Here is a 21523-nt window from a genome sequence, read left to right on the forward strand (position 1 = left end):
TTCAGGGTGGCCACGCGCCGCGCCGCCAAGCCGCCGACCGGCGACCGGCGGGTGAGACCGCCCGGGTAGCTGGGTGGGCGGAGGAGCTGCCCGATGCGTCCCGACCTGGGCCGGCGAGGGCGGGCTCCGGGTCGACCGGATCGCGGCGACGGGCACACTGAGCGCGTTGGCGCGTCCAGCTCGGCAGCCTCGCGCACGCCGCTCGCGGTCTCATCCGCCGACCCGGCTCCTCGGGGTCGCAGAGCACCAGCCGGGTGGGCTTGCGGCGCGGAGGTGGCAGGGGAGGTCGGGGATCTCGGCGAGCCCTGGCGAGCCGCCGACCTCCGCGGTCTCCGGCGGGAGCGACGGTCCGCCGCTGACGCGGGTCCGGGAAAGGAAGGCTCTAGGACGGCTGGAGCGCGGCGGCGACGCGCACGAGGCCGGGGCCGGACGTGCGCCGCGCCTCGACGGCCACCTCGACCTCGCCGCCGGCCGGCGGCGGGATGTCCACAGTGGATCGGGCCGGGTCGGGTGACACGGGCGCCACCTCGCCGACCGGCTCGCCGTCGACGAGCACGCGCGCCTCGCCTGCCGTGTCCGGGTCGGCGGCCGTGCGCACGACAAGCCGGCCGCCGCGGGTGGTCCAGGTGACGGCCAGCCGCTCCCATGAGGACCGCGACGTGCCCGGCCAGTCGGACGGCCGCGCCGGCATGAGCGGCACACCGGCCGCACGGCCCTCGGTGGACTCGGCGCCAGCGGCGGCTGGAGCGGCGGACTCAGCGCCAGCGGAAGCGGCCGGAGCGGCGGACTCGGCGCCGGCGGCGGCCAGGGCGGCGGCCGCGGCCGGGGTGGCGCGCATCCGGGCGGCCTCCAGCAGCCTGAGGCGGCGCTTGAGGTCGCGTAGCTCGGTGAGCAGGGTGTCGGGCCGGTTGATCCTCGTCATGGCACCTCCGCCGTGGGCGTGACCGTGAGCGTCACCCGCTCCTCGCCCGCGTCGTCGCCGGGGGTGACCGTGTAGCCGAGCAGGCGCACCGTCACGTCGACGTGGTCGCCGGCGAAGAACGGGTCGTCGACCACCAGCCGGACGTCGTCGCCGACCGTGTAGGTGCCGACGACCGGGTCGAGGTCGGCGCGCACGGTCAGCTCGGGCAGCACGACCGGGCGGCGCCGGGCGGCCAGCTCACCCCTCGCCTGGGCCAGCACCAGCGCGGCGTCGGCGGTGTCGAGCTGGGAGGCGGCCTCCTCCAGCAGCGGCCAGCCGCCGGCGTAGGCGCCGGTGTCTTCGGCGAACCGCAGCAGCGTGCCGCCCTGCGCGAAGACGCGGGTCGCCATGCTCGCGGCGTCGACCGGCCAGACGATGTCGACGAGGTTGGCGCCGTACTCCCACACGTGCGCGGCGCCGGGCTGGCCGAGCCGCGGGTAGCCCAGGCGCAGGTAGCGGACCGGTTGGCCGCCCGACCCGTACTCCACGTCGACCGTGAAGTCGAAGCCGCCGTCGGCGTTGGCCAGGTCGCGCAGCGCGTCGGCGACCGGCTTGAGCTCGCCGGCGGTCCAGCTGACCGTGCGGCGCACTCCCGAGCTGGTCGCGCCGCGCACCTCCACCCCCAGGTCGCCGCCCGGGTGCGACTGGGCCAGCTCGACCAGGCCGGCGGCGATCTCCAGCTGGTCCACATTGGAGTACGGGACCACGCCGGTCTCGGTCACCGGGTGGGCGAGGACCCGCCGGTGCTCGAAGTACGACAGGAAGTCGGCCGCCCCGATCTCCAGCGTGGCCGACGACGCGATGTACCGGCTGGTCCACACGATCCCGCCCCAGAGCAGGTCGCCGTCCCGGTCGACGTACACGGCGGCCCGGCCGGGCTGGGTGAGCAGCCGCGGCTCCCGCCCCCGGATCTCGGGGTCGTCGACCCGCAGCTGGCCGCGAAGCGTGCCGGTGTCGTTGAGGCGCTTTTCGAACGTCACCCCGGTGAGCGGCAGCTCGTCCAGGATCGTGCCGGCGCGCAGGTCCGCGACGAGGTACGTGTACATCAGGTGGTGTAGGTGGCGAGCGCGGCGTAGGCGACCCCCTCGAGGGAGAGCCAGTCGTCGGCCTGGAGCGCCGGGCCGAGCAGGACCTGCCCGGCGCTGTTGACGTCGAGCCGGATCGGTCCGTTGGAGCTCATCGCCGTGAAGATGTGCTTGTGGCGGGGCTGGTAGGGGCTCGGCAGCGTGTAGATGACGGCGCCCGCGGCCCGCGCGGCGGAGGTCTTGACCAGCCCGCGCAGCCGCACCCAGCCGTCTTCCGTGATCGTGTACGCGCCGGGGGCGTACGGCGAGCCGTAGTTGCTCCAGCCGGACGCGGACAGCGCGTGCCAGGTGTCGACGCTGCCGCGCGGCGGCCGGTAGGTGACCCAGTTGTTGCCGCTGCGGACCTGGAGCTCGCGGGTGTCGAGCCGGTAGATGAACTGGCTCTGCGGTCCGGTCGCCGCCGACGGCAGGTCGGTGTTGCCGCGCACCGGCAGGATCCCGCCGAGGGCCGCGGTGAACTGGCGCGTGTCCGTGTACGTCGGTGTGGCCCCGCCGGACGGCACGAAGATCTGCCCGAGCCGCAGGTGCAGCGGGTTGGTCACGGTGGGCGGCTGCGGGGTGGTGTTGCTGGTGCGCTCCCCCTCCACGACCCGCACGAGGAAGCCGGGCGCGTCGGTCACGATCTCGGCGATCACCAGGTCGGTGCGGTTGAGCGACGGGTCGGACGCGGTGAGCGGCAGCTCCTTCGGCGCGTCGAGGGTCACCACGTAGGCGCCGAGGGCCGGGCGCGCGGGATCCTGGATCACCGCCTGGAACGGGAGGACCGTGACCCGGTTGGTGGCGAGGGTGAGCCGGCCCGGGGTGCTCGGCGAGTCGCGCAGCCCGGACCGCACCCGCAGCGGGTCGAGCTGGTCGGTGAACTGGTGTGTGGTGACCAGCGCGCCGGTCGCCAGCCGGGCCTCGAAGTCGTTGATCCCGGTGACCCACCCGGGATGGCTCTCGGGCATCTCGCTCCCTCTCAGATCCAGGCGTCCCGCCACGCCACCGACAGCACGGCGGGGGCGTCGGTGCGCAGGGCGTCGAACTCGATGCCGGTGGTGCCCGCCGGCAGGCCGAACCAGGTCGAGCCGGGCAGCAGCGCGGCCCGGCGGGACGCGCCGTTGAGCCGCACGGTGCGCGCGGCGACGTCGACCACGAGCACGTCGCCGCCGGTCATCGCCAGCCGGAAGCCGAGCGTCTGGCCGCTGGCGGCGTCGCGGATCACCGGCTGCACGCACTCGCCGCTGATCGTCCACACCGGCCACGTGGTCACGGTGCCGGCGTTGGCGAGGGCCATCGACCCGCCGGCCGGCTCGCCGAAGTCGAGCGGCCAGCTTGTGATCGGGAAGGCCACGCCGGTGCCGGGCAGCGGCAGGCCACAGAGGGCGGTGTGCTGCTCGGTGCCGTAGCGCACCGGGTCGGGGGCGGTCATCTGGAGCGACCAGGTGAACGAGTACGGGGTCTGGTCGGCGACCTTCGTCTCGGCGGACAGCCGCACCATGGCCTGGCGGGTGGTCAGCAGCTCGCGCACGGCGAGCGGCCGCAGCGCCGACCCGTCGGCGAGCACGGCCGCGATCCGGTCCTTGGCCCGCTCCTTGGCCTCCCGGTCGGGCGCGACCGCGGTGCCCTCGAGCGTGATCACGCGGGCGCCGCGGAACGAAGGGGCGTCGAACGCGCCGTCGCGCTGCGGCCGGTTGGCCAGCTCCAGCCGCACGGGCGGGCCGCCGGACCAACCACTCTCCCCGGTCACCCACCACTCCACGCCGTCCGCGTCGACCGCGTTGCCGGTCCAGCCGTCCACTGTGTACTCGGGGAGGAGGAGCGTGTCGGCCATCAGTGCTTCGCCGCCCAGGCCAGCTCGCGGGCGGCGACCTGGCCGATCTCGTACTCGGACTGGCCGGCCCGCGGGTAGACATTGACGGTGACCGGCGCGGCCTCGGCGGTGCCCGCACGGGCCGTCACCGGGCCCGCGCCGGGTGCGGCACGCGCTACGGTCGCCTGCGCGAGGCCGGCGAGCGCGGGCCGGATCGTGGCGGCCCGCGGCGTCGGCACCAGGTTGGTCATCGCCTCCGCCACCATGTCGCGACTGTCGTCGATGCCCACGACGAGCCCCTCGCCGACGTTGCGGCCGATCTCGGCCATCAGCCGGGACGGCGAGCCGATGCCGAGGAAGCCCTTGATCGGCCCGGGGATGCGGTCGAGGATCGAGTCGCGGATCGCCGACACGACCCGCCCGGCCATGTCGCGCAGCCCGTTGATGAAGCCCTGCACGAGGTCGCGACCGCTCTGGTACAGGGTGCGGCCGATGTTGCCGAGCGCGCTCACGATCCGGCCGGGCAGCCCGCGCACGAAGCTCACCACGCCGCCGATCGCGTCGCCGGCCGCGGAACGGGCCCGGTTGAACGCGTCGCGCACGACCGTGTACACCTGCTGGACCCGCCGCACCGTGCTCACGACGGTGTTGACGGCGCCGGTGACGACCGCGCGCACGGCACCCCACACCGCGGTGGCGATCGCCCGCACCGCGTTGAAGACGGTGGTGACCACGGTGCGGACCACGGTGAAGTAGGTGGTCACGTACATGCGGATGACCGTGACCGCGATCTGGATGACCCGCGAGACGAACGGCCACACCGCCGCGACCGCGTTGCGGATCGCGTTGAAGACCGAGATCGCCACGTTGCGCACCGCGGAGAAGGCCGCGTTGACGATATTTCGGAACGTGGTACTTCGCTGGTACGCGAGCACGAGCCCGCCGATCAGCAGCATGATCGCGGTGACCACGAGCCCGATCGGGTTGAGCCGCATCACGAGGTTGAGCGCGCGCATGGCGACGGTGACGACCTTGGTGATCGCGTTCCACACCGCCTTGGCGGCCGCGACGACACGGGTGGTGACGGCGTCCCGCACCTTGATCGCGGTGCCCCGCACGGTCTCCATGTTGAGGTTTTTCACCGCGTCGGTGACCTGCATGAAGCGCAGCCGCAGCCCGTCGAGCGCGGGGATCCCGTCGAGCACCTTGGTGATCTCCTGGCGCATCTCCCGGGTGTTGCGGATCATGTCACGCACGCTGCCGCTCGCGCCGGCCACCGAGCCGGCCGACATCGTGACCGCGCCGGACCAGCCGACCACGGCGTCGGTGACCGCGGTGACCGCGGGGTTGGCCTCGCGGAACGACGTGGTGATCCCCTCGACCTGCTTCGCCAGGCTCTCGGCCACCTTCGTGGAGAACGCGGTGGCCGCCTCCTGCAACGGCGCGGTCAGCTGCTGGATGAGCTGCTGACCGATCGACGACGCGGGCTGGGTCACCGCTCACCTCCCTCCGAAGAACGTGGCGATCTGCTCCGGCGTCGCCGCCGTCGTGGCGGCGACCCCCGCCGGCTCCGCCTCGTCGAGGCCCGGCCGGGGTATCGGCTCGGGCCGCGCCGGCGGGTCGGCGTGCTCGTCCGTGTGGGTCGACGCGTACATCCAGTTGCCCGCGGCGAGCTGGTCGACGGCGGCGGCCAGCAGGTGCTCGCCCAACCCCCACTCGGCCTCCTCGCCGCGCAGCGCCCGCACCAGCGCCGCGTCGCGGGGCAGGTGTTGCACCAGCACGCGCAGCCGCCGCGCCGACAGGGTGCCGCGGTGGTAGTCGAGGACGTCGACGCCGTAGTGGCGCAGCAGGTCGGCTTCGACGGCCTCGGCGTGCTCGGTCAGGAGCGCGTCGAGGCCGAGGATTCCCCCAGGGACATGCCGGTGTCGCGGCCGTAGGCCTCCAGCAGCGCCTGGATGTCCTGCACGCTCGTGGCGTGCTCGGCGAACCGCTTGAACTGCTCCTCGCCCAGCAGCAGCCCGAGCAGCCCGTCGAGGTCGGACGGGTCGAGCCCGGCGAGCGCCCGCACCGCGTCGCGGGGCAGCTCGGTGGGGAGGCCGAAGACGTCGCCGTCGAGCTCGAACTCCCACCGCTCGCCCAGCGCCTCGAGCCGCTGCGCGCGCACCGCGTTGACGTTGTACCGCCCCACGGCCGCTACCTCCCGTCCTCAGCCGGCGCGCCCTCGGACGCGGCGGCCACCGTGGCGGTGGCGGCGCCCGGCGCGGCCGCGTTCATCGTCCAGACCGCGAGCTGGTCGGGCCGGGTGATCGGGGTGAGCGCGGAGAACGTCACGCCAAGCTTTACCGCCGACGTGCGGGTGAACGACGTCTCGTCGGTCTCGGTCACCACCCCGCGCGGCACCACGAAGCGGTGGGTAATGCTCGGCCCGTCGCGAAACTCGATGCCCAGCGCCCGCTCGTCGACCCGCGGCGCGGCGGCGATCTCGTAGCTCAGCCCGGCCGCGCCCGACGTGACCGACCCGCCGCCGAAGAAGAACGGCAGCGTGTCCGCGTTGACCTGGAGGAGCGCGAACTTCACGGACAGGTCGCGGTCGCTGTAGACGTAGCGGATCGCGGCCACCGTCTGCCACGTGTCGATCGGGTCGAGCTTGTCCTTCTTCGTGAACTTGACCCCGTCGGCCGACGTGTAGCCCAGGTCGACCCACGGCGCGGCCCAGTCGGTGGTGAAGTTGGCCGGCGGCGCGGTGTGCGCCGGGGCGACGAGCACGCGGCCGGTGCCGGCTACGCGTATCTCGCTGGCGTTGAGGGGCATCTGCGGCTCACTTCCGTCAGGCCGGGCCGCTCGGGACCCGGATCAGCAGCAGGTATCGAGTGGTGTAGCGGTTGGCGGTGGGAAAGGCGGGGTCGCGCAGCCAGCTCGGCCCGCGGTCTTCGGCGACGTCGCTGACCACGGCGCCGCCGGCGTGCGTCGCGTCGGGCGCCAGCCACACCAGGCCGCGGACGGTGCCGGCCAGGTCGAGGGCGGCGGTCTTGTCGGGCCCGTAGGTGTCGAGGCGCACCACGGCCCGGTCGACGCGGTCGTCGGCGGAGAACTCACCACCCACCCGCGTCACGATCGCGGCCCGGGCCAACCCGTCGTAGTCGTCGGGCAGCCGGACGGCCACCCGCACGCCGGCCATCTCGGGCCGCGCGGCGAGGAAGGAGACGACCAGCCGCTCCACATTGGAGAATGCCAGCGGTCGCGCGACAACCGGTGCGCCCACACCGCTCACCCCCGTAGCGATTGCCGCCACCCAGCGTGCCGACGCCACCCAGAGGTGTCAAGGCATCACCATATGTGGATCTCCATCCCCGGTGTGTCGGATTCCGGCGCGCCGGGGTGCACACCGCGGTCGGACCGGACGGAGGGCGAGGGGGCTGCGGCGATGCGGCACTATGAGGGAATGTCGAGCGCAGCAGCACCGAGCGGCGGGGTGTCGGAGTGGACCGTCGCGCTCGGCACCGGCATCCCCGGCTCCCGTTCGGCCAACTCGCCCGACCGCCGCCTGCCGAGGGGCCGCCACGACCTCCCGCGCGAGTTCGTCGCCCGCACCCAGCGCGACCGCCTGATCGACGCCATGGCCCGCACCGTCGCGGAGAAGGGCTACGTGGGCGCCTCGCTGGGCGACGTGTGCGCGGCCGCCGGCGTGTCGACCCGGGCCTACTACCAGCACTTCCCGGACAAGGAGACGTGCTTCCTGGCCGCGTTCGAGCTGGGCGTCGAGCTGCTGCAAAAGAGCGTCGCGGTCGCCTACGGCCAGCCCGGCCGCTGGCCCGAGCGGATGCGCCGCGGCCTCGGCACCCTGCTGCACATCCTCGCCGCCGAGCCGGCCTTCGCGTCGCTGGCCGTGGTCGAGGTCCTGGCCGCCGGCCCCAAGGCCCTCGCCTGCCGCCGCCAGCTGCTCGCCAGCTACCTGGACTTCTTCGCCGCCGCCCCGCGCCGCGCCGGCCAGCCCGAGGTGCCACGGGTGGCGGTCGAGGCGATCATCGCCGGCATCTACGGCGTGATCTTCGACCACGTCTCCACCGGCCGCGCCGCCGAGCTGCCCGGCCACCTGCCCGAGCTGACCTACGTGGTGCTGGCCCCCTTCATCGGCCCCAAAGCCGCCGCCGCCGCGGCCGGCCTCCCCGTCACCGCCTAGCCGCGCCCGGTTTGCTCCGGTCCGCGCCGGTCGCGGGCCGTATGCTCCCGCCGGGCACCGCTCCGGCCGGCGGCGCGCGGAGCGGGCAACCAGCAGCGAAGCGGGTCCCGCCCGCGAAGCGAACGGGACCCGCGAACCGCGAACCGCGCTAGGCCGTAAGGGTAAGGAGCTGCGCCGGATCGGTCGTGTCGGCGATCTGGTACGTGGCGCGGAAGACCGCGCTCGTCGCCGCCGTCGGGCAGCCGAAGCCGCCCGTCACGCGGATGGGCACGTCGATGCCGGCCGAGAAGTCCAGCGTCGGCAGGGTGGTGGCGGTGCCGTCGACCAGCGGGCCGGTCACCGTCGCGGGTGCGTCGGGCGCGACGAGCACCGTGCAGGTGGCGAGCCCGGAGATCTCGGTCGTCACACCGCCGGCCGGGATGGTGAGGGTGCCGCTGGAGCCGGCCGGGTCGAACTGGAGGCCGATCGTCCATTCGCCGGTGGTCGTGGTCGTGGCCGTGGTGAGGAAGATGCCGGTCGGGCAGGCGCCGCCGTCGTTGTTGAACACCGGCGCGGTCACCCCGACCGTGACCGGGCCGTCCGGGCTGTGGTTGTCGGGCTCGGCCGGGACCGCGCCGTCGGTCGAGGACGTGTTGCAGGTGACCGTCACCGAGCCGACCTGGAAGTCGGCCGTGGTACCCGGCGCCAGCGCGGCGGTGAAGCCGTGGCCGGCCGGCGTGACGGTGGTCGAGGACGCGGCGAGAGCGGGCGCCGCGGGCACCGCGAGGACGGCGACCGCGCCGAGGAACGCGGCCGCGAGGAGGGAGGGGGATCGGTTGCCCATCTCGATCTCCTTAGAGAGATGGCGGGGACTCCGTCGTCCAGAAAAGGGAGCGTTTCTGGATTGAAGCGACGGTATTCCCCGCCATCTATCCGCGTCAAGCCGGTCGCCGCAACACGCCAGCGGCTAGAAGCACTCGTCCTTGCCACTCGAGATCTTCATGCGCAGCCCGGTGAGCTTGAACGAGCCGGCGTTGGTGGACCAGGCCACCTGCCGCAGGTTGTCGATGTGCACCGTGTCGGCCTGCTGGCTGAACAGGCCCTGTAGCCCCTTCGCCCCGGGCGGCCCCTTGTCCAGCGTGGACGCGTCCCGGCCGATCTGGATGTTGGTGAACGTGGCGTTGCCGTCGAGCTGCGCCATGTCGACGAACATGTTCTCCGCCACCACCGGCGAGTCCTTCCCCGCCGTCAGCTTGAGGCTGATGTCGCCCACGATCGGGAGCGTGGTGAGCACCGACTGACAGAGGTTGCGCAGCTCGGCGCGGCGCATCGCGGAGACCGCCACCGGCTGCGGCGAGCCGTCGGCGTGCTGGTCGATCCAGCCGTAGTTGACGAAGCCGGTGGCGTCGAGCGTGTCCGCCGAGACCTTGAACTGCTGCCCCGACACCATGAAGCTGGCCGCCATCACACCCTGCGACAGCATCACCAGGATGCCCCCGGACAGGACCGTCATCAGTCCGGCGGCCACCGCGAACCGGCGCCAGCTGGTCCGCCCGCGCGCCCGGACGCGGGACGTATCGCTCATACCCGCCTCCTCCCCTCTCTCGAAACCGTGAAGATCCAGAAAAGCCGATGCTTCTGGGTCAACGCACCGTATCCCCGGCGCCACGAAGGGGTCAAGAAACGGTGAGGTTCATCGATCTGCCTTAAGAGATCCTTAATTCCTGCGGGACGTCGATCCAAGTGGCAGATCACTCCCGTACCCGGGTGCGACAACGATCACGACGGTTGGGGGACCACGTGGAGAAGTACTCATGCCCGCGCCGCGCCACCTAGAGGCGCGGCCGGTCGCGGGCCGTGGACGGCACGCCCGCATGGTGCCCGGGCCGGCCGGCCGCCCGGTTCACCGCACCGGCATCCACCGGGCCGAGGGTGGGTTGCTGCGCAGCCTGTACGACCAGCACGCCGAGCCGCTGCTCATGATCGCGCTGAGCATGACCGACGGCGACCGGCGGCTGGCCGAAGACGTGGTGCGCGAGACGCTGCTCACCGCCTGGCGCGACGTGGACCAGATCGACGTGGCGGCGTCGTCCCTGCGTCCGTGGCTGATCGGCATCGCCCGCCGGATCGTCGACGACCTGCGCGGCGAGCAGTACGAGCGGGACCAGCGCTACGAGCCGGACCAGCGCTACGAGCGCGACCAACGCCACGAGCCGGACAAGCACTACGACGACGAGCCACCCGACGTCTACGCGGCCGGCGTCGCACCGGCCCTCCAGCGGATGATGGTGCTCGACGGGCTCCGCTCGCTCCCCCAGCCGGATCGGGAGATCCTCGTCGAGGCCTACTTCCAGGGCCGCGGCGTGCGCGACGTCGCCGACGAGCTCGGGCTGCCGCCGGAGACGGTGAAGTGGCGGCTCTTCTTCGCGCTCCGGGCACTCCAGAAGGTACTGATGGGGAGCGGAAACCACGATGCCTGACCGGCCAGGCCCCTGCGTCCACCCGGACGTGGGCGCGTACGCGCTGGGGCTGCTCGAGGCGGACGAACGCACCGCCTACGAACGGCACCTCATCACGTGCGCCCACTGCCTGCGGACGCTGGAGGGCCTGGCGCCCATGATCGAGCTGCTCGGCCAGGTCGACGCGGCGACACTGCTCGCCGACACCGAACTCGGGCGGGTGCGCCGGACCCCGGCGCACCCGCCCGGCGCCGTCGTGGCCCTCTTTCCGCGGCAGCGGGAGCCGACGCACGACCGGATCCGCCGCCCGCACCTGCGCGCCTGGGACGAGCTCGACGACCGCTTCCGCGCGCCGGACCGGCTGGATGCCTCCTTTAGGGAAGCAGAGCAAAAGGCCGCGCACACACCACCCGAGCCGGCCACCCGCCGGGCCCGCGGCGGCAAGGGCAAGAGCAAGGACAAGACCAACGGCGATCTGGTACGCCGCCTGGTGCTCGTCGCCGCCGTCCTGACCGTCGTGACGATGGTCAGCCTCGTGACGATCGCGGCCCGGTCGAGCGTGACCGACCCGTCCACCGTGGCCGAGCGCCCGCCGGAGGCGGCACCGCGGGCCACGGCCACCACCGCCGCTCCTCCCCCGCCACGCACCGTCGCGCCGCCGGCGACCGCGCCGAAGCCGCCCGCGCGGGAGCCCACTCGTCCGCCGACCACTCCGCCCGCCGCGGGTACCAAGGAAGAGACGAAGGTCGCGCCCGACGCGACGAGGCCGGACGCGATCAAGGCCGGCCCCGGAGATGGCGCGGAGGGTGAGCGCCTCACGGGCCGCGACCCCGCGACCGGCGCCGCGGCCGAGGTGCGGCTCAGCGCCACCGCGGCGGGCCTGGACGTGTCGCTCACCGTAGCCAAGCTCGACGGGCCGTGCGAGTGCGCGCTCCACGTGGTCACCACGGACGGCGCGACGCACACCGCGCTGCGCTGGCGGACGGCGGAGGGGCAGGACGACTTCACGGGGCTGGGCAGCACCACCGTGGACCGGGCGGCGATCGACCGCTTCGAGATCGTCGACGACACCGGCGCCGTACGGGTGACGATCAGCTCCAGATAGTTACGTAGACCGGCGGGCGAAACCGGGACGGCGGCACGCCCGCGCCCGGGGCGCACATCAGCTGCATCGCGTCCGGGGTGCCGAGGAAGTTGCGCAGGCGGCGGGCCGCGTCCGGCCGCCGGTCGGGGGCGAGCGTCGTCACGTGCCAGCTCGCCTGCACCGGCGTGCGGTCGGTCTCCACAATGGACAGCTCACCCCGCCGCAGCTCGCGGCTGACCAATGTGGACACGGCCGGTGCCACCCCCGCCCCGTCGGCCGCCGCCGACCACGCCGCGGTCTGGTTGGGAAAGACCCGGATCCGGTCCTCGGGCACCCGGAACGCGCGCAGCAGCCGCCCGGTGTCGCTGTCGGGGTCGGTGCCGGACGGGTCGACGAGCCACGGCCAGCGGCCCGGCGGCCCGGTCGGCCGGTGGCGCGGCGGGCCGACCACGACGAGGCGGTAGCGCAGCACCGGCTCCGAGGACAGCGACGGGTCGCCGCTCAGGTCGGGTCCGATCGCCACGTCGGCGAGGCGGTTGGGCAGCAGCACCCGCATCTCGGCGGCGCTCGCCACCCCGGAGGAGGTCTCGATCTGGCCGCTCCACCGCTTGCCGAACGCCTCCACCAGCGGCGTCGCGATGAACTCCGCGATCGTGCTCGTGACCAGCAGCCGCAGCTGGGCCGCCGCGCCCTGCGCCGCGCGCACCGCCGCCTCGGCCTCCGCGCCGAGCGCGACCATCTGCGAGGCGATGCCGAACAGGCGGCTGCCGCCCTCGGTCAGCGTCATCTCGTTGCCCTCGCGGACGACGAGCTGGTCGCCGAGGTGCACGCGGAGCGCGGCGAGCGAGCGGGACACCGCCGGCTCGCTGACGCCGAGCACGTCGGCCGCCGCCCGCACCGAACGCAGCCGCGCGACGAGCACGAAGACGCCCAGCTGCGTGAGTGTCACAGGCCACCCCTTAACCATTTGGTTATCGCGGCATTGTCAGCCTCTCACACGGGTCACGAGGATGGGCCGATGCAGGTGCCGGCGCATTTCGAGTACGAGCGCGCGACCAGTGTGGACCATGCCCTCGCGCTGCTGGCCAAGTGGGGCAGCGAGGCGCGCGTGGTGGCCGGCGGGCACAGCCTCATCCCGATGATGAAGCTGCGGCTCGCCCGGCCCGAGGCGCTCGTCGACATCAACGACCTGGGGGAGCTGGCCTACGTCCGGCTCGACGGCGACGTGCTGGCCATCGGCGCGATGACCCGCCACGCGGACCTGCTCGCCTCGCCGCTGGTGGGCGAGCACTACCCGATATTCCACGACGCGGAGAAGGTGATCGCCGACCCGGTCGTGCGCAACCGCGGCACGGTCGGCGGCTCGCTCTGCCAGGCCGACCCGTCGGAGGACCTGTCGGCCGCGTTCGCCGCGGTCGACGCGGTGGCGGTGATCCGCACGCCGGCCGGCACGCGCCGGGTGCCGGTGCGCGAGTTCCACACCGGGCCGTACGAGACGGTGGTCGCGCCGGGCGAGCTGCTCACCGAGATCGCGGTACCGATCCGACCAGGTGGCGGATCGGCCTACGAGAAGGTGGAGCGGCGGGTCGGCGACTGGGCGGTGGCCGCCGCCGGCGCTGCCGTGTGGCTCGACGGCGACACGATCACCGACGCCGGCATCGGCCTGACCGCGGTGGGCGCGGCCCACTTCCACGCGCCCGAGGCCGAGGAGTACCTGCGCGGCTCACCGGCGACCGACACGAGCCTGGTCGAGGCCGGCCGGATCGCCGCCGAGCACTGCGAGCCGGTCGTCGACCAGCGCGGCCCGGCCGACTACAAGCGACACCTGGCCGGCGAGCTGACCGTCCGCGCGCTGCGCCGGGCCGTGGCTCGGGCTTCGGGGAGGGCCTGATGCAGATCACCGTCAACGTCAACGGCGACGAGCACACCGCGGACGTCGAGCCGCGGCTGCTGCTCGTGCACTTCCTACGCGACACGCTCGGCCTCACCGGCACCCACTGGGGCTGCGACACCTCCAACTGCGGCGTCTGCGTGGTCTGGCTCGACGGCACGCCGGTCAAGTCGTGCACCGTGCTCGCCGTGATGGCCGACGGCCGCACGGTCCGCACCGTCGAAGGGCTGGCCGCCGGCGCGGCGCTCGACCCGGTGCAGGAGGGCTTCGTGCGTTGCCACGGCCTCCAGTGCGGCTTCTGCACGCCGGGCATGATGATGACCGCCCGCTGGCTGCTCGACCGCAACCCCGACCCGTCGGAAGACGAGATCCGCGAGGCGATCTCCGGCCAGTCGTGCCGCTGCACCGGCTACGAAAACATCGTCCGCGCGGTCCGCTGGGCCGCCGAGCACCCCGCCGGGGAGGTGGCCACTCCATGACCACTGTGGACAAGCCGATCGGCTTCGGCCGGATGCACCGCAAGGAGGACGCGCGGTTCGTGCGCGGGCGGGGCACGTACGTCGACGACGTCAACCTGCCCGGCATGCTGTACGGCGCGGTGCTGCGCAGCCCGTTCGCGCACGCGCGGATCGTGTCGATCGACACCGCCGCCGCGCAGGCCCACCCGAAGGTCAAGGCCGTCATCACCGGCCAGACGCTGGAAGGGCTCAAGCTCGCCTGGATGCCCACGCTGTCGTACGACACCCAGGCGGTGCTCGCCACCGACAAGGTCCGCTTCCAGGGGCAGGAGGTGGCGTTCGTCGTGGCGGAGGACAAGTACTCCGCGCGCGACGCGCTGGAGCTCATCGACGTGGAGTACGAGCCGCTGCCCGCCGTGGTGGACGCCCGCCGCGCGCTCGACCCGGACGCCCCCGTGATCCGGGACGACAAAGAGGGCCAGACGAACAACCACATCTTCGACTGGGGCGCGGGCGACGAGGCGGCCACCGACGCGGTGTTCGCGTCGGCGGAGGTGGTGGTCGCTCAGGACGTGCTCTACCCGCGCGTCCACCCCGCCCCGCTGGAGACGTGCGGCGCGGTCGCCGACTTCGACGCGGTCACCGGCAAGCTCACCATGTGGTGCAACACCCAGGCACCGCACGCCCACCGCACCGTGTACGCGCTGGTCGCCGGCCTGCCCGAGCACAAGATCCGGGTCATCTCGCCGGACGTCGGCGGCGGCTTCGGCAACAAGGTGCCCATCTACCCCGGGTACGTATGCGCGATCGTCGGCTCGATCGTCACCGGCAAGCCGGTCAAGTGGATGGAAGACCGCTCGGAAAACCTGATGAGCACCGGCTTCGCCCGCGACTACCACATGCGCGGCGAGGTGGCCGCCACCCGCGACGGCGACATCCGCGCGCTGCGGGTGAAGGTGATCGCGGACCACGGCGCCTTCAACGGCACCGCCCAGCCGACCAAGTACCCGGCCGGCTTCTTCCACGTCTTCACCGGCTCGTACGACGTGGAGGCCGCCCACTGCGCGGTCACCGGCGTGTACACCAACAAGGCGCCGGGCGGCGTGGCGTACGCCTGCTCGTTCCGGATCACCGAGGCCGCGTACCTGATCGAGCGCATGATCGACGTGCTCGCGCTGGAGCTCGACATGGATCCGGCCGAGCTGCGGATGAAGAACCTGATCAAGCCCGAGCAGTTCCCGTACTCCAGCCCGACGGGTTGGGAGTACGACTCCGGCGACTACCCGCGAGCCCTGTCGCTCGCCCTGGACATGGCCGGCTACTCCGAGCTCCGTGCCCAGCAGGCCCTTCAGCGCTCACGCTGGGCCGACGGCGACCGGAGCGGGCCGCTGATGGGCATCGGCCTCAGCTTCTTCACCGAGGCGGTCGGCGCGGGCCCGCGCAAGCACATGGACATCCTCGGGCTCGGCATGGCCGACGGCGCCGAGCTTCGCGTCCACCCCACCGGCAAGGCGGTGCTGCGCATCTCGGTGCAGTCGCAGGGGCAGGGGCACGAGACCACGTACGCGCAGATCGTCGCCGAGGAGCTGGGCATCCCGCCGGACGACATCGAGGTGGTGCACGGCGACACCGACCAGACCCCGTTCGGCCTCGGCACGTACGGCTCCCGCTCCACCCCGGTCTCCGGCGCGGCCACCGCCGTCGTCGCCCGCAAGGTGCGCGAGCGGGCCAAACAGGTCGCCTCCGCGATGCTCGAGGTCGACCCCGGCGACCTGGAGTGGGAGAAGGGCCGCTGGTACGTGCGCGGCGACGCCTCGCAGGGGCGCACGATCCAGGAGATCGCGCTCGCCGCGCACTCCAGCCTCGAACTGCCCGAGGGCGTCGAGGGCCACCTGGACGCGACGACCGTGTACAACCCGCCCAACCTCACATTCCCCTTCGGCGCGTACATCTGCGTGGTGGACGTCGACCCGGGCACCGGGCAGGTCAAGGTGCGCCGGTTCGTGGCGGTCGACGACTGCGGCGTGCGGATCAACCCGATGATCGTCGAGGGCCAGGTGCACGGCGGCCTGGCGGACGGCATCGGGATGGCGCTGATGGAGCTGATCGCGTTCGACGAGGACGGCAACTGCCTGGGCGCGTCCTTCATGGACTACCTGCTGCCCACCGCGGTCGAATGTCCCTCGTGGGAGCTCGGCGAGACGGTCACCCCGTCGCCACATCACCCCATCGGTGCCAAGGGAGTCGGCGAGTCGGCCACCGTCGGCAGCCCGGCCGCCGTCGTCAACGCGGTCCTCGACGCCCTCAGGCCCTATGGGGTACGGCACGCCGACATGCCGCTCACGCCCGCGCACGTGTGGCGGGCGATCCAGGGGCGGCCGCTCCGCACCGACCTGGCCATCACATGAGACCCGACCTGCTGTCCCGCGCCTCGGTGCTGCGCGCGGAGCGGAAGCCGTTCGTGGTGGCGACGGTGGTCCGCGCGCAGCGCCCGACCAGCGCGAAGGCGGGCGACGCGGCGCTGGTGCTGGCGGACGGGACGCTCGACGGCTTCGTGGGCGGCACGTGCGCCGAGTCGACGGTGCTCTCGTTCGGCCTCCGCTCGCTGGCCTCGGGCGAGTCGACGCTGCTACGCATCACGCCTTCGGTCGGTGACGTGCCCGCTTCGGTCGGTGACGTGCCCGTCGAGGAAGGCGCGGTCACCGTGGCCAACCCGTGCCACTCCGGCGGCGCGCTGGACATCTTCCTGGAGCCGATGCTCCCGCCGCCGCTGGTGCACGTGCTCGGCGACGCCCCGGTGGCCCGCGCGCTGGTGGCGCTCGGCGGCGCGCTGGGCTACGAGGTGGCCACCACTGTGGACCCGGCGCTGGCGATCCCGGCGGACGCGGTCGCGGTGGTCGTCGCCTCGCACGGCCACGACGAGGAGCCGGTGCTCACCGCCGCCCTCCGGGCCGGTGTGCCGTACGTCGCCCTTGTCGCCAGCCGCCGCCGCGGCGCCGCGGTGCTGTCCTCTTTGGACGTCGACACCTCCGCGGTGCACTCCCCGGCGGGCCTGGACATCGGCGCCCGCACCGCCCCCGAGGTGGCCCTGTCCATCCTCGCCGAGATCGTCGCCAGCCGCCCTCGCGCCGCTCCCCCGCCGCCGGTCGTGCCACCGTCCGCTTCCCTGCTGCCCGTTCTGGAGTAGTCGTGCGCCTGGACAACGAGTTCGTCGTCCCCCGCCCGGTCGACGAGGCGTGGGCGGTGCTCACCGACATCGAACGCATCGCCCCCTGCATGCCCGGCGCCAAACTGACCGAGGTGGACGGCGACGACTACCACGGCACCGTCAAGGTCAAGGTCGGCCCGGTGGTGGCCCAGTACGCCGGCGTAGCCCGCTTCCGCGAGCGCGACGCCGCGCGGCACCACGCCGTCCTGGAGGCGACCGGCAAGCAGAGCGGCGGGCCGGGCCGCGCCTCCGCGGTGGTCACCGCCGACCTGACCGGCGAGGGCGCCGACAGCACCCGCGTCACCGTGGTCACGGACCTGACGGTGGCCGGTCCGCTGGCCCAGTTCGGGCGGGGTGCGATCGCCCAGGTGAGCGGCAAGCTCCTCGACCAGTTCGTCGCCCAGCTCAAGGAGACGGTGCTCACCTCCCCCAGCGGCGCGACCGCACCGGCCACGTCGCCCGCGGTGGAGGACGGCGCCGGCGACGTCTCCGCGGGCGGCGAGCCGGCACCGGTCGACCTCGTGCGCGCCGCGGCCGCGCCCGTGCTGATCCGCCTCATCCCGGTCGTGCTCGTGGTAGCGGTGCTGATCATCCTGATCGTCTGGCTCGTCTGACGTCCCGACACCCACGACTGGAACACCAGTGCTGTTATCCGGCCGCGTTGACAGCACTGGTGTTCCAGTCGTCGACGAGCCGCCGCGTTGATGTCCGAAAATGGCCGGACATCGGCCGTCGCGGCTGGTGGAGTGGAGGGCATGACGAGCCTTCTCGACAAGACCAACGCCCTCCGCGCCCTCCACGCGCCCGGCACCGTCCTCGTCCTGCCGAACGCGTGGGACGTCGCCACCGCCCGCCTCGCCGAGGACGCCGGTGCGGCCGCGGTCGCGACCACCAGCGCGGGCGTGGCGTGGAGCCTCGGCGCGCCGGACGGTGACCACCTCGGCCGCGAGCTGGCCGCCGCCCTTGTCGCCCGCATCGCGGCCGCCGTGAGCGTGCCGGTCAGCGCGGACATCGAGGGTGGCTACGCGGCCGACCCGGCCGGGGTCGCCGAGACGGTGCGGGCGATCGTCGAGGCGGGCGCGTCGGGCGTCAACATCGAGGACGCCGGCGGCGACGGCCTGCGGCCAACGGGCGAGCAGGCGGACCGCCTCGCGGCCGCGCGGGAGGCGGCCACCGCCGCCGGTGTACCCCTGTTCGTCAACGCCCGCACGGACACCTACCTGCGCGCGGTGGGCGACCCCGGCACGCGCCTGGCGGCGACGCTCGACCGTGCCGCGGCGTACCTCGCGGCCGGCGCCGACGGGATCTTCGTCCCCGGCGTGGCCGACCCGGAGACGATCGCCGCGCTCGCCGCGGGCATCGACGCGCCGCTCAACATCATGGCCGGCCCCGGCTCCCCGCCCGTCGCCGACCTGGCCAAGCTCGGCGTGGCCCGGGTGAGTGTCGGCGCGTCGATCGCGCTGTCCGCGTACGCGCACGCCCGGCGCGGCATGCGCGAGGTGCTCACCACCGGCACGTACGAGGGGCTCTCGTCCGACCTGGACTACGGCGAGCTGAACGGGTTGCTCGGTAAGCTCAACCCATGATCGTCGTCACGGGGGCGACCGGAAACGTCGGCGGGGAGATCGTGCGCGCCCTCGCCGGCGCCGGCCAGCGGGTGCGCGCGCACGCGGACGCGTTCCGATGAGTGGGTCCTATGTGGTCACCGGCGCGGCCCGCGGCGTCGGGAGGGCCATCGTCGAACGCCTGCTGCACGACGGCCCGGTCGTCGGCATCGACCTCGACTGGCCGCTGCCGCTCCCCCACGGCCACACCGACGTCGACGTCGAGGTCGGCTGGCCGGGCGAGCGGCGCCCGCACCGCCTGATGACCGTCACCGGCGACGCCGCCGACGAGGAGATCGCCGCCCGGGCCGCACACCTGGCCGCCGGCGAGGCGCCACTCGCCGGCTGGGTCAACAACGCCGCCGTCTTCCGCGACGCGTCGCTGCACGCCGGCCCGGCCCGCGAGGTGATCGACCTGATCGCCCTCAACCTGGGCCTGGCGGTCGCCGGCTGCGCCGCGGCGGTCAAGCACTTCCTCGCGGCGGGCACCGGCGGCGCCATCGTCAACGTCTCTTCCCACCAGGCCCGCCGCCCGGTGCCCGGCGCGCTCCCCTACGCCACCGCCAAGGCCGCGGTCGAGGGGCTGACCCGCGCGCTCGCCGTGGAGTACGGCCGCCACGGCGTGCGCGTCAACGCGGTCGCGCTCGGCTCGATCGCCACCGAACGCTACGACGCCTACCTCGCCGACGCCGGCCCGGCCGGCGCGGTGCGGATCGAGGCGGAGATGCGCCGGCTCCACCCACTGGGCCGGCTCGGCCGCCCCGAGGAGGTCGCCGCCACCGTCGCCCACCTGCTGTCGGACGAGGCCAGCTTCCTCACCGGCGCCACGATCCCGGTAGACGGCGGCCGCGCCGCCCGCGGCCTCGACCCCGAAGAGCGCCCCTGACACCTTTGAGCTTCAAGTCTGGGTGAGGGTCGCCGCCCCGTCGTGGCGTTGCTTCAGGCATATTTGCCCATGCCCGCGTCACCTGCGGACCGTATGCCCCCGCGGGCACCGCTCCCGGCGGCGACAAACCCCGCTACTTCCCCAGATCGCCGATCCGGGAACGGGCATTGTGGACAAACGTCGACCACCGCGGCGCGAGCTCCAGCACACCCTTCTCCCCCGCCGCTTGCGCGCAGGGGGAGCACGACCAACGGCGGACGGGTGAGGCCGCGGGAAATGCACCCCAAGAAAACGCTCCGCTGCGCTCCACGTTTCCCCGGGGGCCCCGCGCAGCGGTCCGGACCATGACGGACATCGCGGTAGCTCAAATATTCGAAATCCGTTTGAAGGCCGCGAGGCCCGGCGGAGGCCGCAGAGGCCGGACCCCCAGGACGGCGGGCTAGGCGGCGGCGCGGGCGCGCCAGGCGTACTCGGCGTCGGGCTCCTCGCGGGCCGGCTCGGTCGCGGGGTCGGGCTGCTCGGTCGCCAGCGCCACCACCGCCAGCAGCGCGAACGTGAGCCCCGCCGCGCCGAACGCCCACGCGTATCCGCTGGTCGTGGCCGCGGCGGCGTCGGCGCCGCCGACGTGGGTGCTGCGGGCGGCGGCGACGGCCATGAGCAGGGCGACGCCGAGGGTGGGGCCGATCTCCATGAAGGTGTTCATCAGGCCGCCGGCCAGGCCGGCCTGCCGCGGTCGCACGTCGGCCATCGCCAGCACCGTCGCACCGGCGAACGCCAGCGCCACGCCCGCGGGCACCAGCACCAGCCCGGGGAGCAGGCCGGTCAGGTAGGTGGTCTGCGGGTCGAGGCCGGACAGGTGCAGGAAGCCGGCCGCCGACAGCGCGAGGCCGGTGGCGACGACGGCGGGCGCGCCGTAGCGCTCGATCGGCCGGCGGCCGATGCGGCCCATGATGATGAGCGACACCGCGTACGGCACGAAGGCGAGCGACGTGTGCAGTGTGGTCCAGTCGCGGACCTGCTGGAGGTACAGGCCGAGGAGCAGGCAGATGATCGACGAGCCGGCCGCGGCGAGGGCGATCGCGAGGAGGGCGATGACGCGGCGGGAGTTGGCCAGGAAGGACAGTGGCAGCAGGGGTGTGTTGCCGCGGAGCTCCACCAGCACGAACGCCAATACCAGCGCCGCGCCGCCCACCAGCGGGCCGGTGACCTGCGGTGACGACCACGGGTACTCGTCGGTGATCACGAAGCCGTAGCTGAGCATCGTGATGCCGCCGGTGGCGAGCACGGCCGCGATCAGGTCGAGGCGGGGGCGCTGGCCGGGGTGGGGCTGCGCGCCGGCGGGCACCAGCCGGGGCGCGATCAGCAGGGCGAGCGTCGCGACGAGCGCCGGCGCCGCGAACATCCACCGCCACGACACCCAGGTCGTGGCGATGCCGGCGAGCACGACGCCGGAGGTGGCGCCGAGCACGGAGATGCCGCCCCACCTGGCCATCGCGTGGTGGTAGCTGACCGGGTCGGCGAAGACGCCGCGCAGCACCGCGGTCAGGGCGGGCGCGATGACCGCGGCACCGATCCCCTGGCCGAAGCGGGCACCGACCAGCATCGGATAGCTCTGCGCGTATCCGGCGGTGATCGACGCGGCGGCGAAGACGAAGAGTCCGATGAGGAGCATCCGCCGCCCGCCGTAGCGGTCGGCCAGCCTGCCCCCGAAGAGCAGCAGGCCGCTGAACGACAGCGCGTACGCGGCGCTGACCAGGATCAGCTGGGCCCGCTCCAGGCCCAGCTCACGACCGATCGCGGGCAGTGGCACCGACACCACGGTGATCGTGAAGATGAGCGTGGCCTGCACGAACGCCAGCAGCGTGAACGCACGCCGGCGCCGGGCCACCACGCGCCTCGGCAACGGAACGATGGCTAGTGTCACGGCTCCTCCCGC

Annotated in this window: 23 protein-coding genes; 10 read left to right on the forward strand and 13 right to left on the reverse strand. The window is 73.5% G+C overall.

The window, feature by feature from the left end:
* Window positions 1-382 precede the first annotated feature (382 nt).
* The 9 genes from ACTMTJ_RS04140 to ACTMTJ_RS04180 form a co-directional block, all read right to left on the reverse strand.
* Entirely contained in the window at window positions 383-922 is a 540-nt protein-coding gene (locus tag ACTMTJ_RS04140; protein ID WP_441214695.1) for a hypothetical protein, read from the reverse strand.
* Window positions 919-2007, reverse strand: a complete 1089-nt coding sequence (locus ACTMTJ_RS04145; RefSeq protein ID WP_441214696.1) for a hypothetical protein — start codon at window positions 2005-2007, stop codon at window positions 919-921. Before ACTMTJ_RS04145 ends, ACTMTJ_RS04140 begins: the two co-directional genes overlap by 4 nt.
* Window positions 2007-2993 (reverse strand): hypothetical protein, encoded by a 987-nt coding sequence (locus ACTMTJ_RS04150; RefSeq protein WP_441214697.1) that lies wholly within the window; start codon window positions 2991-2993, stop codon window positions 2007-2009. Before ACTMTJ_RS04150 ends, ACTMTJ_RS04145 begins: the two co-directional genes overlap by 1 nt.
* 11 nt (window positions 2994-3004) lie before the next feature.
* A complete protein-coding gene (locus ACTMTJ_RS04155; protein ID WP_441214698.1) occupies window positions 3005-3859 on the reverse strand; it encodes a phage distal tail protein in 855 nt (284 codons plus the stop codon).
* Complete coding sequence (locus tag ACTMTJ_RS04160; RefSeq protein ID WP_441214699.1) at window positions 3859-5334, reverse strand: phage tail protein; 1476 nt, start codon at window positions 5332-5334, stop codon at window positions 3859-3861. The genes ACTMTJ_RS04155 and ACTMTJ_RS04160 overlap by 1 nt, the downstream gene beginning before the upstream one ends.
* Window positions 5335-5337: 3 nt before the next feature.
* The gene (locus ACTMTJ_RS04165) at window positions 5338-5619 is read right to left on the reverse strand and encodes a hypothetical protein (protein WP_441214700.1); all 282 of its coding nucleotides are present in this window, start codon (window positions 5617-5619) and stop codon (window positions 5338-5340) included.
* A gap of 98 nt (window positions 5620-5717) precedes the next feature.
* Entirely contained in the window at window positions 5718-6026 is a 309-nt protein-coding gene (locus ACTMTJ_RS04170; protein ID WP_441214701.1) for a hypothetical protein, read from the reverse strand.
* 5 nt (window positions 6027-6031) lie between these two features.
* Entirely contained in the window at window positions 6032-6649 is a 618-nt protein-coding gene (locus ACTMTJ_RS04175; protein ID WP_441214702.1) for a hypothetical protein, read from the reverse strand.
* A 16-nt stretch (window positions 6650-6665) separates the two neighbouring features.
* Complete coding sequence (locus ACTMTJ_RS04180) at window positions 6666-7100, reverse strand: hypothetical protein (protein WP_441214703.1); 435 nt, start codon at window positions 7098-7100, stop codon at window positions 6666-6668.
* Between the two features lie 180 nt (window positions 7101-7280).
* Between ACTMTJ_RS04180 and ACTMTJ_RS04185 the strand changes: the two genes are divergently transcribed.
* A complete protein-coding gene (locus ACTMTJ_RS04185; protein ID WP_441214704.1) occupies window positions 7281-8018 on the forward strand; it encodes a TetR/AcrR family transcriptional regulator in 738 nt (245 codons plus the stop codon).
* Between the two features lie 148 nt (window positions 8019-8166).
* On the opposite strand, the gene ACTMTJ_RS04190 is transcribed toward ACTMTJ_RS04185, so the two are convergent.
* Together ACTMTJ_RS04190 and ACTMTJ_RS04195 are read right to left on the reverse strand one after the other, a co-directional pair.
* Window positions 8167-8841, reverse strand: coding sequence for a hypothetical protein (locus ACTMTJ_RS04190; RefSeq protein ID WP_441214705.1), 675 nt, complete (start codon window positions 8839-8841; stop codon window positions 8167-8169).
* A 123-nt stretch (window positions 8842-8964) separates the two neighbouring features.
* The gene (locus ACTMTJ_RS04195) at window positions 8965-9582 is read right to left on the reverse strand and encodes a DUF6230 family protein (protein ID WP_441214706.1); all 618 of its coding nucleotides are present in this window, start codon (window positions 9580-9582) and stop codon (window positions 8965-8967) included.
* Window positions 9583-9811: 229 nt separating this feature from the next.
* Between ACTMTJ_RS04195 and ACTMTJ_RS04200 the strand changes: the two genes are divergently transcribed.
* Complete coding sequence (locus ACTMTJ_RS04200) at window positions 9812-10477, forward strand: sigma-70 family RNA polymerase sigma factor (protein WP_441214707.1); 666 nt, start codon at window positions 9812-9814, stop codon at window positions 10475-10477.
* On the forward strand, window positions 10470-11561 hold the full coding sequence (locus tag ACTMTJ_RS04205; RefSeq protein WP_441214708.1) for a hypothetical protein: 1092 nt from the start codon (window positions 10470-10472) through the stop codon (window positions 11559-11561). Before ACTMTJ_RS04200 ends, ACTMTJ_RS04205 begins: the two co-directional genes overlap by 8 nt.
* Here ACTMTJ_RS04205 and ACTMTJ_RS04210 read toward each other — a convergent pair.
* Entirely contained in the window at window positions 11548-12489 is a 942-nt protein-coding gene (locus ACTMTJ_RS04210) for a LysR family transcriptional regulator (RefSeq protein ID WP_441214709.1), read from the reverse strand. The two genes, ACTMTJ_RS04205 and ACTMTJ_RS04210, sit on opposite strands and share 14 nt — an antisense overlap.
* A 69-nt stretch (window positions 12490-12558) precedes the next feature.
* Between ACTMTJ_RS04210 and ACTMTJ_RS04215 the strand changes: the two genes are divergently transcribed.
* The 7 genes from ACTMTJ_RS04215 to ACTMTJ_RS04245 all read left to right on the forward strand — a co-directional run bounded on the left by ACTMTJ_RS04215 (window position 12559) and on the right by ACTMTJ_RS04245 (window position 19587).
* Window positions 12559-13431 carry an FAD binding domain-containing protein gene (locus tag ACTMTJ_RS04215; protein ID WP_441214710.1) on the forward strand — a complete coding sequence of 291 codons (873 nt, stop codon included), beginning with the start codon at window positions 12559-12561 and terminating at the stop codon, window positions 13429-13431.
* A complete protein-coding gene (locus ACTMTJ_RS04220) occupies window positions 13431-13910 on the forward strand; it encodes a (2Fe-2S)-binding protein (RefSeq protein WP_441214711.1) in 480 nt (159 codons plus the stop codon). Before ACTMTJ_RS04215 ends, ACTMTJ_RS04220 begins: the two co-directional genes overlap by 1 nt.
* Window positions 13907-16297, forward strand: a complete 2391-nt coding sequence (locus ACTMTJ_RS04225; RefSeq protein WP_441214712.1) for an aerobic carbon-monoxide dehydrogenase large subunit — start codon at window positions 13907-13909, stop codon at window positions 16295-16297. The genes ACTMTJ_RS04220 and ACTMTJ_RS04225 overlap by 4 nt, the downstream gene beginning before the upstream one ends.
* A complete protein-coding gene (locus tag ACTMTJ_RS04230) occupies window positions 16294-17076 on the forward strand; it encodes an XdhC family protein (RefSeq protein ID WP_441214713.1) in 783 nt (260 codons plus the stop codon). The genes ACTMTJ_RS04225 and ACTMTJ_RS04230 overlap by 4 nt, the downstream gene beginning before the upstream one ends.
* A gap of 2 nt (window positions 17077-17078) precedes the next feature.
* Window positions 17079-17711, forward strand: coding sequence for an SRPBCC family protein (locus ACTMTJ_RS04235; protein WP_441214714.1), 633 nt, complete (start codon window positions 17079-17081; stop codon window positions 17709-17711).
* Between the two features lie 141 nt (window positions 17712-17852).
* Window positions 17853-18683, forward strand: a complete 831-nt coding sequence (locus ACTMTJ_RS04240; protein WP_441214715.1) for an isocitrate lyase/PEP mutase family protein — start codon at window positions 17853-17855, stop codon at window positions 18681-18683.
* Window positions 18684-18780: 97 nt separating this feature from the next.
* Complete coding sequence (locus tag ACTMTJ_RS04245; protein WP_441214716.1) at window positions 18781-19587, forward strand: SDR family NAD(P)-dependent oxidoreductase; 807 nt, start codon at window positions 18781-18783, stop codon at window positions 19585-19587.
* Window positions 19588-20026: 439 nt separating this feature from the next.
* On the opposite strand, the gene ACTMTJ_RS04250 is transcribed toward ACTMTJ_RS04245, so the two are convergent.
* Window positions 20027-21511, reverse strand: a complete 1485-nt coding sequence (locus tag ACTMTJ_RS04250) for an MFS transporter (RefSeq protein WP_441214717.1) — start codon at window positions 21509-21511, stop codon at window positions 20027-20029.
* Window positions 21512-21523 lie beyond the last annotated feature (12 nt).

The sequence above is a fragment of the Phytohabitans sp. LJ34 genome, from assembly GCF_052068095.1.
Classification (GTDB): Bacteria; Actinomycetota; Actinomycetes; order Mycobacteriales; family Micromonosporaceae; genus Phytohabitans.

What these genes read in the sequence shown, in the direction of transcription:
- ACTMTJ_RS04145 (WP_441214696.1), bottom strand. Translation starts at nt 2,007, where the DNA reads ATGTACACGTACCTCGTCGCGGACCTGCGCGCCGGCACGATCCTGGAC.
- ACTMTJ_RS04190 (WP_441214705.1), bottom strand. Translation starts at nt 8,841, where the DNA reads ATGGGCAACCGATCCCCCTCCCTCCTCGCGGCCGCGTTCCTCGGCGCG.
- ACTMTJ_RS04225 (WP_441214712.1), top strand. Translation starts at nt 13,907, where the DNA reads ATGACCACTGTGGACAAGCCGATCGGCTTCGGCCGGATGCACCGCAAG.
- ACTMTJ_RS04240 (WP_441214715.1), top strand. Translation starts at nt 17,853, where the DNA reads ATGACGAGCCTTCTCGACAAGACCAACGCCCTCCGCGCCCTCCACGCG.
- ACTMTJ_RS04220 (WP_441214711.1), top strand. Translation starts at nt 13,431, where the DNA reads ATGCAGATCACCGTCAACGTCAACGGCGACGAGCACACCGCGGACGTC.
- ACTMTJ_RS04230 (WP_441214713.1), top strand. Translation starts at nt 16,294, where the DNA reads ATGAGACCCGACCTGCTGTCCCGCGCCTCGGTGCTGCGCGCGGAGCGG.
- ACTMTJ_RS04175 (WP_441214702.1), bottom strand. Translation starts at nt 6,649, where the DNA reads ATGCCCCTCAACGCCAGCGAGATACGCGTAGCCGGCACCGGCCGCGTG.
- ACTMTJ_RS04140 (WP_441214695.1), bottom strand. Translation starts at nt 922, where the DNA reads ATGACGAGGATCAACCGGCCCGACACCCTGCTCACCGAGCTACGCGAC.
- ACTMTJ_RS04215 (WP_441214710.1), top strand. Translation starts at nt 12,559, where the DNA reads ATGCAGGTGCCGGCGCATTTCGAGTACGAGCGCGCGACCAGTGTGGAC.
- ACTMTJ_RS04195 (WP_441214706.1), bottom strand. Translation starts at nt 9,582, where the DNA reads ATGAGCGATACGTCCCGCGTCCGGGCGCGCGGGCGGACCAGCTGGCGC.
- ACTMTJ_RS04150 (WP_441214697.1), bottom strand. Translation starts at nt 2,993, where the DNA reads ATGCCCGAGAGCCATCCCGGGTGGGTCACCGGGATCAACGACTTCGAG.
- ACTMTJ_RS04205 (WP_441214708.1), top strand. Translation starts at nt 10,470, where the DNA reads ATGCCTGACCGGCCAGGCCCCTGCGTCCACCCGGACGTGGGCGCGTAC.
- ACTMTJ_RS04200 (WP_441214707.1), top strand. Translation starts at nt 9,812, where the DNA reads ATGCCCGCGCCGCGCCACCTAGAGGCGCGGCCGGTCGCGGGCCGTGGA.
- ACTMTJ_RS04245 (WP_441214716.1), top strand. Translation starts at nt 18,781, where the DNA reads ATGAGTGGGTCCTATGTGGTCACCGGCGCGGCCCGCGGCGTCGGGAGG.
- ACTMTJ_RS04185 (WP_441214704.1), top strand. Translation starts at nt 7,281, where the DNA reads ATGTCGAGCGCAGCAGCACCGAGCGGCGGGGTGTCGGAGTGGACCGTC.
- ACTMTJ_RS04155 (WP_441214698.1), bottom strand. Translation starts at nt 3,859, where the DNA reads ATGGCCGACACGCTCCTCCTCCCCGAGTACACAGTGGACGGCTGGACC.